We start from the raw sequence: 12,804 nt of genomic DNA, 5'->3' as shown, positions 1-12,804 counted from the left end.
AACCATGAGCGACAAGCCCGTCGACCTCGAGTTTTCCCAGAAGTACGACCGTGCGCACGCCGAGCGCTACCTGCGTAAGCACCGCAGCGGCCTGTCCCGCAAACTTTCCCACTGGCGCGATGTCCAGATCGCCCGTCAGGCGCTCAAACTAGCCGGCCAGCCGAATCTGGTGCTGGACCTGCCGTGCGGCGCCGGGCGCTTCTGGCCAATGCTGGCGGAGAAGGACAATCGCGTGATCATCGGCGCCGACAACTCGGCGGACATGATCGCGGTAGCCTGCGCCGGCCAGCCGGCCGAGGTTGTCAAACGGGTCAGACCTTTGCAGACTTCGGCATTCGCCATCGATCTGCCGGACAACGCCGTCGATAGCATCTTCTCCATGCGGCTTATGCACCACATCGGTGAGCCAAGCGATCGCATGACGATGCTGCGCGAGTTCCATCGGGTGACCCGCGACAGCGTGATCCTGTCGCTGTGGGTCGACGGCAACTTCAAGGCCTGGAAACGCCGGCGTGCCGAGGCTTCGCGCAAGAAGCACGAGTACCAGAACCGTTTCGTGATCCCCGCTCGTACCATCGAGGAGGAGTTCCGCCAAGCCGGATTCGTGGTGCAGAACCATATCGATTTCGTCCCGCTGGTCCACATGTGGCGGGTCTACATATTGCGTAAGGAGTAATGATGGGCGCTGATTTGGCAACTCTGCAGCGAATTTCCGGCGAAAACGCTATCGAGCGTTGGTTGCAGATTCCCGGCAAATGGGTAGAGGAACCCAATCGGCGGCGTGGTGGCGAAAGCGGCGTGCAGCGGGTTCTCACCGATGACGGCCGCCTGCTCTACCGCAAGCAGCAAGTCGGTCATATTTACCGCGATTTGCTGCATCCCTTCGGTTATCCCACCGCCATTCGTGAGCGCGATGCACTGAAAGCCGCAGCTGCGCTGGGCGTGAAGGTACCGACTCTGATCTATGCCGGCTGCCGCAAGGTCAATGGCGAGTGGCAGGCCCTGCTGGTCACCGAGTCCCTGGATGGCTACAGCAGCCTGGAAGACTGCTATGCCAACGGCGACCGCGAGCGCTGGGGCGAGACGCTGCACCAGCGCATCCTGCAGCAGTACGGCGCGACCCTGGCCAAGCTCAATGCAGGCCGTTGGCAGCATGGTTGCCTTTACCTCAAGCACGTTTTCGTCAAGGTCGATGGCGAGCGCATCGATATCGCCCTGATCGACCTGGAAAAGGCTCGCCAGCGTTTCAGCGCCAAGCGGGCCGCCCGCCATGACTTGCGTCAGGTTAAGCGCCGTTCGTCGTGGACCGACGCGCAATGGCAGGCCTTTGTCTATGGTTACGAAGCGGCGTTTGGCAGCGCCATCAAAGGCTTGCAGACATGAAACTAGAAATCACGCGAAGTTTGCTTCTCGTCGGTGCCCTGGGGGTCGCGACCTTGGCCGCGGCTGCCTGGCACGAACCTGGGCCCGAAGTGATCGATACCGTCGGCCAACAATCGCTCTGCCACGTTCCACCGAATGTGCGAGCCAAGCAGGCGGCGAGTCCTGATCATGATTTGCTGCTGTTCCTCTTCGGACTCTCCCAGGGCGGCGCTAGCGCTCCGCGCTGAGCAGGATGCTGCAATGAAAACCCCGCTTCGGCGGGGTTTTTTGTCGTTGATCCCTTAGACTGCCTGCAACTAGGGCATGAGAGGCGAGCATGGGCGACAGCGCATTTTCCCCGCTTGGCGTACAGAACCTGCTGGACACCGATTTCTACAAGCTGAGCATGATGCAGGCGGTGCTGCACAACTACCCCAACGCGGAAGTGGAGTGGGAGTTCCGCTGCCGTAATGGCGAAGACCTGCGCCCGTACCTTGCGGCCATTCGCGAGCGCGTCGAAGCACTGGCCGGGCTGAGCCTCAGCCGCGAGGAGCTGGGCTTCCTCGAGCGCATTCCGTTCTTCAAGGCGGACTTCATCCGCTTCCTCGGCCTGTTCCGCTTCAACATGCGCTACGTGGAAAGCGGCATCGAGAACGGCGAGTTCTTCCTGCGTCTCAAAGGCCCGTGGCTGCACGTGATCCTCTTCGAGGTGCCGGTGCTGGCGAGCATCAGCGAAGCGCGAAACCGCCAACGCTATCCGTCGATCACTTTGAGGGCCGTCCGCGAGCGCGTTAAAGAAAAATTCGCCTGGCTGCGCAAGGAAGCCTCGGTGGAGGAGCTGGCCGGCTTCAAGATGGCCGACTTCGGCACGCGCCGGCGTTTCTCCTATGCAGTGCATGAGTGCGTGGTGGACGAGCTCAAACATGGCTTCCCCGGGCACTTCGTCGGCACCAGCAACGTCCATCTGGCGCGCAAGCTTGACCTCAAGCCGCTGGGCACCATGGCCCACGAATGGCTGATGGCGCACCAGCAGCTCGGTCCGCGGCTGATCGACAGCCAGAGCGCAGCGCTGGACTGCTGGGTGCGCGAATACCGCGGCCAGTTGGGCATCGCCCTGACCGATTGCATCACCATGGATGCCTTTCTGCGCGACTTCGATCTCTACTTCGCCAAGCTCTTCGACGGCCTGCGCCACGACTCCGGCGATCCGCTGGTCTGGGCGGAGAAGGCGATCACCCATTACGAGAAGCTCGGCGTCGATCCGCGCAGCAAGACCCTGGTGTTCTCCGACGGCCTGGATTTGCCTCGCGCGCTGGAAATCTACCGAGCGCTGCGCGGGCGCATCGACGTCAGCTTCGGCATAGGCACGCATTTCACCTGCGATATTCCTGGCGTCGAGCCGATGAACATCGTGCTGAAGATGACCGCCTGCAACGGCCAGCCGGTGGCGAAGATCTCCGATACGCCGGGCAAGATGCAGTGCAGCGACGAGAATTTCGGGCGCTACCTCAAGCATGTGTTCCGCGTCGATGAGGCGCAGGCCTGAATCTGCCGTTTCGCGTTGCGCACTTGGCCGCGACGCGCCAGTCTTGCTGGGTGACTTGACCTTCGATCAGGGGAGCAAGGATGTCAGCAAGCAACGAACTCATCATCGGTGCCGGCACCGACGGCCAGCCCATCACCCAGCCGTGGAAACTGGCTAACCGCCACGGCCTGGTTGCCGGTGCGACGGGCACCGGCAAGACTGTCACCCTCCAGCACCTCGCCGAGAGCTTCAGCGATGCCGGTGTCGCGGTGTTCGCCGCCGACATCAAGGGTGACCTTTGCGGCATTGGCGCTGCGGGCAATCCGCAGGGCAAGGTGGCCGAGCGCATCGCCGGCATGCCGTGGCTGAACTACCAGGCCAAGGCCTATCCGGTCAGCCTCTGGGATGTCGCCGGGCAGACTGGCCATCCACTGCGCACCACCCTCAGCGAGATGGGTCCGCTGTTGCTGGGCAACTTGCTGGAGCTGACCGACAGCCAGCAGGCCGCGCTTTTCGCCGCGTTCAAGGTGGCCGACCAGCAGGGGTTGTTGCTGCTCGACCTGAAGGACCTCAAGGCGCTGCTGGGCTACCTAAAGGACCATCCTGAGGTGCTTGGCGAGGATCAGGCGCTCTTCACTGGCGCCTCATCGCAGGCCCTGTTACGCCGCCTGGCCACCCTGGAGCAGCAAGGCGCCGAGGCCTTCTTCGGCGAGCCGGCGCTGCAACTGGAGGACATCCTGCGCCTGGAGCCGGACGGCCGCGGGCGTATCCATCTGCTCGACGCCAGCAAGCTGGTGCACGAGGCGCCCAAGGTCTACGCGACCTTCCTGCTGTGGCTGCTTTCCGAGTTGTTCGAGCAGTTGCCCGAGCGCGGCGACGCCGACAAGCCGGTGCTGGCGCTGTTCTTCGACGAGGCGCACCTGCTGTTCAACGGTACGCCCAAGGCGTTGCACGACCGCCTGGAGCAGGTGGTGCGGCTGATCCGCTCCAAGGGCGTGGGCGTGTACTTCGTCACACAGTCGCCGGGCGACCTGCCGGACGACGTGCTGGCCCAGCTCGGCCTGCGCATCCAGCACGGTCTGCGGGCATTCACCGCGAAGGAGCAGAAATCGCTGCGCGCGGTGGCCGACGGCTTCCGGCCGAACCCGGCGTTCGACACGCTGCAGGTGCTCACCGAGCTGGGCATCGGCGAGGCCCTGGTCGGCACCCTGGAAGAGAAGGGCACGCCGTCGATGGTTCAGCGCGTGGCGATCGCTCCGCCGCAGTCGCGCATCGGGCCGCTCAGCGAGGCCGAGCGTGCCGCGTTGATCCGTTCCTCGCCGCTGGCCGGGCGCTACGACAAGCCGATCGACCGCGAGTCGGCCTACGAGCGCCTGACCGGGCGCACCGACGACAAGATGGCGCCGAGTCAGGCCCCGGCCGATTCCGGCAGCAACCTGGGCAACATGGCCGGCGAACTGCTTGGCAGCCTGGCCAGCCAGGCGATGAAGACGGTGGTGCGGCAGGCGGCCAATCAGATCGGCCGCGAACTGGTGCGCGGCCTGATGGGGTCGTTGCTGGGCGGGAAGCGGCGGTAGACGGTGGTTCGCGAGCAAGCTCGCTCCTACGAGCGAGCTTGCTCGCGAACGAAAAAGGCGCCCTAGGGCGCCTTTTTCGTTTACGCGACGGATCAGATGCGGAAGCTGTCCACCAGATGGCGCAAGCGGCCGGCCTGGTTTTCCAGGTCGGCACAGGCGCGCAGGGTGGCCTGGAGGTTCTCCACGCCTTCCTGGTTGAGGGTGTTGATCTCGGTGATGTCCATGTTCAGCGAGTCGACCACGGCGGTCTGCTCTTCGGTGGCGGTGGCTACCGACTGGTTCATCGCATCGATCTCGCTGATCCGGCCGGTGACACTGGCCAGACGCTGGCCGGCGCGGTTGGCGATTTCCACGCTTTCCTGGCTGTAGCGCTGGCTCTCGGTCATGGTGGTCACCGCCTCGCTGGCGCCGACCTGCAGTTCCTCGATCATGCCCTGGATCTGCTGGGCCGATTCCTGAGCGCGGTGCGCCAGGTTGCGGACCTCGTCGGCCACCACGGCGAAGCCGCGGCCTGCTTCGCCGGCACGGGCGGCCTCGATGGCGGCGTTGAGGGCCAGCAGATTGGTCTGTTCGGAGATGCCTTTGATGACTTCGAGGATCTGCCCGATGTTCACCGTGCGGCTGTTCAGCGTTTCGATGTGGGCGCTGGCGTAGCTGATCTTCTCGGACAGCAGGTTCATCGCGCTGATGCTCTGCTCGACCACCTGGCGACCGTCGCCGGCCTGGTTGCTGGCGTCGCTGGCGTGGTGCGAGGCATCGGCGGCGTTGCGCGCGATCTCCTGGGCGGCGGCGCCCAGTTCGTTGATCGCGGCGGCGACGCTGTTGGTGCGGGTCGCCTGCTCGTCAGAGTTGGCCATGGAGGAGTTGGAGGCGTTGACCACCAACTGCGAGACGTCATGCAGCTGGCGGGCGGTGCTGGCCACTTCGCGGATGGATTCGTGGATGCGCTCGACAAAGCGGTTGAAGGCGTTGGCCAGGGTGCCGAACTCGTCATTGCTGGCGACGCTCAGGCGCTTTGTCAGGTCGCCTTCGCCCTGGGCGATGTCCTGCATGGCGCGGCCCATGGCGGTCAGCGGTTGCATCAGCACGCGGATCAGCATGCCGAGCAGGAAGATGATGGCGACGATGGCGATCACCGTGGCGATCATCGCCGAGGTGCGGAAGTCGCTGAGCATGGCGTAGGCGGCGTTCTTGTCGAGCACCAGGGCGACGTACCAGTTGACGCCCGGCAGGCCCTCGACGCGGGTCATGGAGACCAGCTGGGTCTTGCCGTTGAACTCGACTTCCTGCATGCCGGCGCGAACCTGGGGCGCTCCCTGCGGGTAGACCTCGGCGAGGTTCTTGAACACCTGGGCGCTGTCCGGGTGCAGGAGGATCTTGCCGGCGTCGCTGACCAGGAAGGCATAGCCATGACCCTCGAACTTCAGCGAGTTGATGATCGCGGTGATGGACCCCAGCTTCATGTCGCCGGCGGCCACGCCGAACAGTTGGCCATTGCGCATGATCGGCTTGGACATGGCGAGGATCGGCTGCTTGGTGCCGGCGTCGAGGAAGGGCTCGGTGACGATCAGCTGGCCGGCGGCCACGGCGTCCTTGTACCAGCCGCGCTGGCGCGGATCGTAGCCGGGCGGCATGGTCTCGTCGGGGATGGTCCGGAAGACGCCGGTGGCGGCCTCGCCGATGAACATGTCGTCGAAGTTCTTCTGGAACACGTCCTGCGCCAGCACGCGGTGGATCTGTTCGGCGCTGCCATCGCTTGCCGCGAGCAGCGCGGTTTCCATTTCCACCAGGTGGATGCGGCCTTCCAGCCAGCTCTGGATGTTGCTGGCGGTGAGGGCGCCGAGCTGGTTCAGGGTCGATTCGGTATCGGCGTGGATCGCCTCGCGCTGGCGGAAGTCGTTGAAGAGGATGAAGCAGGCGAAGGCGAAGATGACCACGAGGGAGGCCGCCAGAAGGATCTTCTTGGCGAAGGACAGCGAGCGAAGCATGGGCAAAGCATCCTGCAGATGGAACGAGTGGGCAGGATGTATCGGCCGCTCTGGCGCGGGCTTTAGCGCAGATGGCGATTTAATGGCGTGAAAAAGCTGGCGCGACAACGCAGGCCACCGCGCGGGTGGTCTGCGTTATCAGGAAAAAGCAGGGAAATACTTGGTGAAAGTTGCGCTGCTAATTTTTTCCGGACTTACGGAAGTGCAGCGGAGATCTGTTCGAATATTCCGTTAAGTTGCGGGCCGAGCACCTGAAGTGTGCCGACGATTGCAACGACAATTAGCCCGGCGATGACTGCGTATTCGATGGCGGTGGCGCCTTCTTTGTCTTTGGCGAGTGCTTTGACTTTGCAATAAACATTCAACGAGAAATCTTTAAAGTTCATGGCCGTAGCTCCTTGCCCGTCCCACACCCAGGGCGGATGCCCCGAATACGTGGTCAGGCTAGGCGCAGCGCGAACGAATGCAAGCGGTCAAATGTAATTAGCACGGACGGATTAATCCTTTGGATATAGTTCCAAATTCTCTAGGCAAATGGCCATCAAAGGGTTTGACGGTCATTGTCCACCAGCTAGATTCTGAGGCGTAACAAAGAATTTCCTGTTATCGGGAATAGTTATTAAACATGAGGCGGCAGCGGTCGATGAAAAGCTAAGTCGCCGATCGAAAGTTTGCTGACCGCGTACCGGTTGCTGCGTTTGTTCGAACTCCTGAATTCCCGACGCTGTGCAAGGAAGTAGCCATGAATAGCAAGGTGCTGATGGTTTTTGCCGGGTTGTTGTTGGTCGGGGCTGTCGTCGTCGGCTATGTCGGGGTTTCCCTGAGCAAGCCGGCCAAACCGGTCGCCAGCAGCGAAACGCCCGCCGCTGTGATTCCCGCCGAAGTCGACAAGCTGCAGCGCACCCCTGTGGTGATAGTGACCCACGACCTGCCGGCGCTCGCCGTGCTTACCGCGAAAGACCTGCGCCTGGAGTACCTGCAGACCGCGCCCGCCGGCAGTTTCGCCAAGATCGACGCGGTGGTCGGCCAGCGCGTCTGGGTAGCGGTGCCGGCCGGCAGCATCCTTTCCGCCGCAGTCACCGAGCCCGGCGGGCCGCTGGCGCGGACCATCCGCCCGGACGAGCGGGCCATGGCCATCGCGGTCGATGAGGTCATCGGCGGCGGCGGCTTCGTGCTGCCGGGCGACTACGTCGACGTGATGCTCTTCGTCGCCGACCAGAGCAACGGCACGCGCGACCTCAGCGCCCAGGTCGTGCTGCCTGGCGTGCGCGTGCTGACCTATGGCGAGCAGATCGCGGTGGCCAATGACGGCCAGGCGCACCAGACCGCCGACGGCAAGGACGACAAGCAGAAAGAACACAAGGTGCCGCGTACCGCCGTGCTGGCGGTGCCGGCCGAGTCGGTCGCGCGGCTGATGCTGGCCAGCCAGGCCGGCTCGCTGCGCCTGGCCGTGCGCAGCAAGGACGAGCAGCTCTACGAGAAGGATCAGGAAGGTCGCTATCTACACGCCTCGCTGAACCCGGCGGGCAGCGAGCCGATCAGCCTCGATCAATTGCTCGGCCGGCGCGCGCCGGCGAAACCGCAGGCCACTCGACGTGAGATCGCGCCGTCGGCGGTGAGCGGCGTGGTGGTGTATCGCGGCAGCAAAGTGACGCATGAAGCGCCTTGAGAAGTCTCTCTGCAGGGAGTAGTGCCATGGTTCGGGGAGTGCAGGCCAAGCGGCGTATCGACCGGCTTGGCGTGTGTCTGGGGGGAATGCTGGCGCTGTCCACGCTGGTCTCGGCGCAAGCCGCGCCCAGTGCCTGCGCCGGTCTGATGTTGCAGAAGCTGGTTCTGGACGTGGAGCAGGGCGGCCAGCGCGACCAGCAGCTGCCGCTGCCGATCAAGCGCCTGGCCATCGGCGATCCGCAGGTCGCCGACGTGCAACTGCTCGACAAACGCAGTTTCCTGCTCACCGGCAAGGCGCAAGGTGATACCAGCCTGCTGGTATGGAGCGGTTGCCCTGGCGACCCATTGCGCGCCCAGGTGCGTGTCGCGCCGCGCGCCTTGGCCGATGTCGCCGCGGCGGCGGACACGGCCGGCGCACCCCTGGCCAACCAGGTGCAGACCGACATCCGCTTCGTCGAGGTCAGCCGGACCAAGCTCAAGCAGGCCAGCACCTCGCTGGTGCGGCGCGGCTCCAACCTCTTCGTGTTCGGCTCGCCGGGCAGCCTCGATGGCATCGGCGTCGGCCAAGACGGCAGCGTGAGCGGCAACTTCGGTGGTAGCGGCAGCGGCTTCAACATCATCTGGGGCGGCGGCAGCAGCAAGGTGCTGGGCTTTCTCAATATGCTCGAAGGCAGCGGCTTCGCCTACACCCTGGCGCGCCCGAGCCTGGTCGCCACCAGCGGGCAGAGCGCGTCCTTCCTGGCCGGCGGCGAATACCCGATTCCGGTGCCCAACGGCGATAACAACAACATCACCATCGAATACAAGGAATACGGCGTGCGCCTGACCCTGACGCCGACGGTGATGGGCAGCGGGCGCATCGCTTTGAAGGTGGCGCCGGAAGTCAGCGAGCTGGACTTCACCGCCGGCATCAAGACCGCCGGCATCTCGGTTCCGGCGCTGAACGTGCGGCGCACCGACACCAACGTGATCCTCGGCGACGGCGAGAGCTTCGTGATCAGCGGCCTGGTCAGCAGCAACACGCTCAGCAACGTCGACAAGTTCCCCGGCCTGGGCAACCTGCCGGTGATCGGCGCGTTCTTCCGCTCCTCGCAGCTGAGCAAGGACGACCGCGAACTGCTGATGGTGGTCACCCCGCACCTGGTACAGCCGCTGGCCGCCAATGCCAGCCTGCCGAAGCTGCCGGGCGAGGGCCTGCGCAAATACGATCCCGGTTTCGGCGAGTTCTACTTCCTCGAGAACGGCAAGTTCGACGGTCGCGGCAGCAGCAGCGGGATGTCCGAGTGATGGCCGGGGATCCGGTAAGTCGTCCCGCCGCCGGCTCGGCGTCGGGGCAGAGCAGGAGCACCAGCATGAGCCAGACCTTTGTCGCCCTGACCGAACACGCCGGAGAGCTGGAGTGGCTGCAGAGCAGCCTGGCCAGCAGCGGCCAGGTGATCGCCGCCGGCAGCGGTACCCTGGAGGAGCTGCTCGCGCTGCTCGATGTGACCGCTTCCAGCGTGCTCTTCATCAGCCTGAGCAAAGCCAACCTGGTGGTGCATAGCGCCCTGGTCGAGGGGCTGGTGTCGGCGCGCCCGATGCTCTCGGTGGTGGCCGTCGGCGACGGCCTGGACAACCAATTGGTACTGGCGGCGATGCGCGCCGGCGCCCGCGACTTCGTCACCTACGGCGCCCGCGCCAGCGAGCTGAGCGGGCTGATTCGCCGTCTCGGCGGGCGCATGCCGAGCGTGCCGGTCAGTGCCGCACGCCAGGGCGAGCTGTACAGCCTGGTGAGCGCCCGGCCCGATGCCGATGGCGCCTTCGTCGCCTTGCACCTGGCGCTGGCCCTGCAATCGCAGCCGGAAAACCAGGTGCTGCTGGTGGATATCGGCCAGCCCGCCGGCGAGGCCCTGGCAATCCTCGGCATGGAGTCGGCCTTCAACTTCTCCGATGCGATGCGCAATTTGCGTCGCCTCGACCAGACCCTGATCGACAGCGCCTTCACCCGCCACGAGTCCGGCCTGCGCGTGCTCAGCCTTTCCGACGAACCCGGTGTGCTGGAGCGGGTCAGCACCGCCGAGCTGTATCTGCTGCTGGGCAGCCTGCGAAGCGCGTTCAGCCACGTGCTGATCAACCTCACCGGCGCTGCCGAAGGGGAGCTCAGCAGCCAATTGCTGCAGCAGGCCAGCCGGGTGCTCTGGCTGGTCGACCAGAGCGTGCCGTCGTGCAAGAAAGGCATGGAACGCCTGCGCCGTTTGCGTGAGCGCAACCAGGTGCTGCCGCGCATCGAGCTGCTGATAGAGCGTTACCTGCCGGCCGTACCGCCGGACCAGCAGGCGCTGTGCCGGATGTTCGGCCTGGAGCCCTTTGGCGTGCTGCCGGCCTCGGCCGAGGCGCGCCTGCGGGCGAAGAACCTCGGCCGCAGCCTGTTCGAGATCGCTCCGCGCGATCCGCTGGCGGTGAAGCTGCGCGACATGGCCGATGCGCTCGGCGTGGCCAACGGCGAGCGGCGCAAGCGCTTCGCCTGGCTCGGCTGGCCGCGGGCGGTGCGCTCATGAGCTACGCGACCGGCGCCGGCGGCTTCGCCAGCAAGCACGACCAGGAGATGCAGGCGCTGAAGATGCGCCTGCACCGCTACATCATCGACGAGATCGACGAAGACGGCATGAACCTGCTGGAGGGCGCGCGCCCGGCAGTGGCCCAGTACGTCTCCGAGAAGGTCTGCGAATACGCCGCGCGGCGCCAGTTGGCGATCTCCCGCTACGAGCTGGACCGCCTCGCCGAGGAGGTGGTCGACGAGCTCACCGGCTTCGGCCCGCTGGAGATCCTCCTGCGCGACCCGGGCATCAGCGAGATCCTGGTCAACGGCCCGGACCGGGTGTTCGTCGAGCACCAGGGCCGGCTGTACCAGAGCGACCTGCGCTTCATCGACGACCACCATGTGCAGCGCGTCATCCAGCGCATCCTCGCGCCGCTGGGCCGGCGCCTGGACGAGTCCAGCCCGATGGTCGACGCACGCCTGCCCGACGGCAGCCGGGTGAACGCGATCATTCCACCGGTGGCGCTGGACGGCCCGTGCATCTCCATCCGCAAGTTCAGCAAGGAGCTGCTGCAGAGCGCCGACCTGCTGGCCTACCAGAGCGTCGACGAGGCGCTGCTGGGCTTCCTCCGCCAGGCCGTGGAGAACCGCTGCAACATCCTCATCAGCGGCGGCACCGGCACCGGCAAGACCACGCTGCTGAACGTGCTGAGCAGTTTCATCGACGAGCGCGAGCGCATCGTCACCATCGAGGACACCGCCGAGCTGCAGCTGGGCCACGACCACGTGGTGCGCCTGGAGACCCGGCCGCCGAATGCGGAGGGCTATGGCGAGGTGACTGCCCGCGACCTGATCCGCAACGCCCTGCGTATGCGCCCGGACCGCATCATTCTCGGCGAGATCCGCGGCGTCGAAGTGCTCGACGTACTGCAGGCGATGAACACCGGCCACGACGGTTCGATGAGCACGGTGCACGCCAACTCGGCGATGGACTCGCTGCTGCGCATGGAAATGCTGGTTGGCCTGACCGGGCACAAGGTGCCGGAAAGCACTCTGCGGCAGATGATCTGCGCGGCGCTGGACATAGTCGTGCAGATCACCCGCCAGGCCAACGGCCGGCGCTGCATCAGCGAAGTGCTGGAAGTGCTGGAAGTGCGCGACGGCATCTATGTCACCAACTCGCTGTTCAGCCTGGATCGCCGCGGCACCGGCCAGTTCGTCCGCACCGGCGGGCCGTCCGGGTTGAAGTTCCGCCAGGTGTCGGCATGAGCGCCGGCGCTGCGGTGCTGCTGACGGCCAGCCTGGCGCTGGTAGGCCTTGCCTTCCTGCTCGCGGGCCTGGGCATGCGCGCGCGGCACAACGAACAGGTGGTCATGCGCCTGCAGTCGGGGCCGGCGACAGCCGAAAGCACCGCCGTCCGGCAACGCAGCCAGCACTGGTTGGCCAAGCGCATGCGTCGCGCTGGCATCGTCGATATGCGCAAGTGGCTGCTGGGTGTCGGAGTGGTCGCGGTATTGCTGGCTGCCGTGGCCTTTCGCCTGGGCAATGTGATTGGCGCGCTGCTGGCGCTGTTGCTGGTACTGACGCTGTTCAGCGGCCTGCTCAACCTGCTCTACCGCCGGCGCCTGCAGCGCATGATCCGGCAGATGCCGAGGTTTCTCGATCAGGTGGTGCGCAGCCTGCACGCCGGCCGCACCCTGGGCGACGCGCTGGAGCAGGCAGTGGCCGGCGCCGAGGTGCCGCTGCGGGAAATCTTTGCGCGGGTCAACAACCACGTGCAGCTGGGCATCAGCCTGCCCGAGGCGCTGCAGGAGATCGCCGACCTCTATGCGGTCGACGAACTGCACATCCTCGCCCTAGGCGTTTCGGTGAACTACCGCTACGGCGGCAACACCACCGAGCTGCTGGACAACATCATCAAGGTCATCCACGAGCGCGAGAAGATTTCCCGCCAGCTGCATGCCATGACCGGCGAAACGCGGCTGAGCGCTGTGGTCCTGGCGGTGCTGCCGGTGGGCCTGGGCGGCTACATCCTGGCGGCGAATCCGGGCTACCTGATGACCATGTGGACCGACCCTGTCGGCCGCTGGATGCTGCTGACCTCGCTGGGGCTGCAGCTGCTCGGCTGTTTCCTGCTGTGGCGCATGTTGAAGAGCGTATAGGAGA

12 protein-coding genes are annotated in these 12,804 nt (G+C 65.2%); 10 read left to right on the top strand and 2 right to left on the bottom strand.

Annotation, left to right across the window (positions count from 1 at the left end):
• The first annotated feature begins 4 nt into the window (after window positions 1-4).
• From PKB_RS22080 to PKB_RS22065, 5 genes are all read left to right on the top strand, one after another.
• Window positions 5-676 (top strand): class I SAM-dependent methyltransferase, encoded by a 672-nt coding sequence (locus PKB_RS22080; protein WP_043254530.1) that lies wholly within the window; start codon window positions 5-7, stop codon window positions 674-676.
• A gap of 2 nt (window positions 677-678) precedes the next feature.
• Window positions 679-1,383, top strand: coding sequence for a lipopolysaccharide kinase InaA family protein (locus tag PKB_RS22075; protein WP_043254528.1), 705 nt, complete (start codon window positions 679-681; stop codon window positions 1,381-1,383).
• Window positions 1,380-1,610, top strand: a complete 231-nt coding sequence (locus tag PKB_RS29330; protein ID WP_084166701.1) for a hypothetical protein — start codon at window positions 1,380-1,382, stop codon at window positions 1,608-1,610. Before PKB_RS22075 ends, PKB_RS29330 begins: the two co-directional genes overlap by 4 nt.
• An 89-nt stretch (window positions 1,611-1,699) precedes the next feature.
• Entirely contained in the window at window positions 1,700-2,908 is a 1,209-nt protein-coding gene (gene pncB, locus PKB_RS22070) for a nicotinate phosphoribosyltransferase (protein ID WP_043254527.1), read from the top strand.
• Window positions 2,909-2,988: 80 nt separating this feature from the next.
• A complete protein-coding gene (locus tag PKB_RS22065) occupies window positions 2,989-4,464 on the top strand; it encodes a helicase HerA-like domain-containing protein (RefSeq protein ID WP_043254525.1) in 1,476 nt (491 codons plus the stop codon).
• 92 nt (window positions 4,465-4,556) lie between these two features.
• Here PKB_RS22065 and PKB_RS22060 read toward each other — a convergent pair whose 3' ends face one another.
• Together PKB_RS22060 and PKB_RS30385 are read right to left on the bottom strand one after the other, a co-directional pair.
• The gene (locus PKB_RS22060; RefSeq protein ID WP_043254523.1) at window positions 4,557-6,452 is read right to left on the bottom strand and encodes a methyl-accepting chemotaxis protein; all 1,896 of its coding nucleotides are present in this window, start codon (window positions 6,450-6,452) and stop codon (window positions 4,557-4,559) included.
• A 194-nt stretch (window positions 6,453-6,646) separates the two neighbouring features.
• A complete protein-coding gene (locus PKB_RS30385; protein ID WP_043254521.1) occupies window positions 6,647-6,838 on the bottom strand; it encodes a Flp family type IVb pilin in 192 nt (63 codons plus the stop codon).
• Between the two features lie 356 nt (window positions 6,839-7,194).
• On the opposite strand from PKB_RS30385, the gene cpaB reads away from it, so the two are divergent.
• From cpaB to PKB_RS22030, 5 genes are all read left to right on the top strand, one after another.
• The gene (gene cpaB / locus PKB_RS22050) at window positions 7,195-8,121 is read left to right on the top strand and encodes a Flp pilus assembly protein CpaB (protein ID WP_043254519.1); all 927 of its coding nucleotides are present in this window, start codon (window positions 7,195-7,197) and stop codon (window positions 8,119-8,121) included.
• An 86-nt stretch (window positions 8,122-8,207) separates the two neighbouring features.
• A complete protein-coding gene (locus PKB_RS22045; protein WP_371370543.1) occupies window positions 8,208-9,407 on the top strand; it encodes a type II and III secretion system protein family protein in 1,200 nt (399 codons plus the stop codon).
• A 65-nt stretch (window positions 9,408-9,472) separates the two neighbouring features.
• Complete coding sequence (tadZ, locus tag PKB_RS22040; RefSeq protein WP_043254515.1) at window positions 9,473-10,657, top strand: type 4b pilus Flp biogenesis protein TadZ; 1,185 nt, start codon at window positions 9,473-9,475, stop codon at window positions 10,655-10,657.
• On the top strand, window positions 10,654-11,907 hold the full coding sequence (tadA, locus tag PKB_RS22035) for a type 4b pilus Flp biogenesis ATPase TadA (RefSeq protein ID WP_043254513.1): 1,254 nt from the start codon (window positions 10,654-10,656) through the stop codon (window positions 11,905-11,907). Before tadZ ends, tadA begins: the two co-directional genes overlap by 4 nt.
• The gene (locus PKB_RS22030; protein WP_043254511.1) at window positions 11,904-12,800 is read left to right on the top strand and encodes a type II secretion system F family protein; all 897 of its coding nucleotides are present in this window, start codon (window positions 11,904-11,906) and stop codon (window positions 12,798-12,800) included. Before tadA ends, PKB_RS22030 begins: the two co-directional genes overlap by 4 nt.
• Window positions 12,801-12,804: the final 4 nt, after the last annotated feature.

The sequence above is a fragment of the Pseudomonas knackmussii B13 genome (assembly GCF_000689415.1).
In the GTDB taxonomy this organism is placed as follows: domain Bacteria; phylum Pseudomonadota; class Gammaproteobacteria; order Pseudomonadales; family Pseudomonadaceae; genus Pseudomonas; species Pseudomonas knackmussii.
The sequence above is the reverse complement of the archived record's forward strand: the minus strand, read 5'-3'. Positions and strand labels throughout refer to the sequence as shown.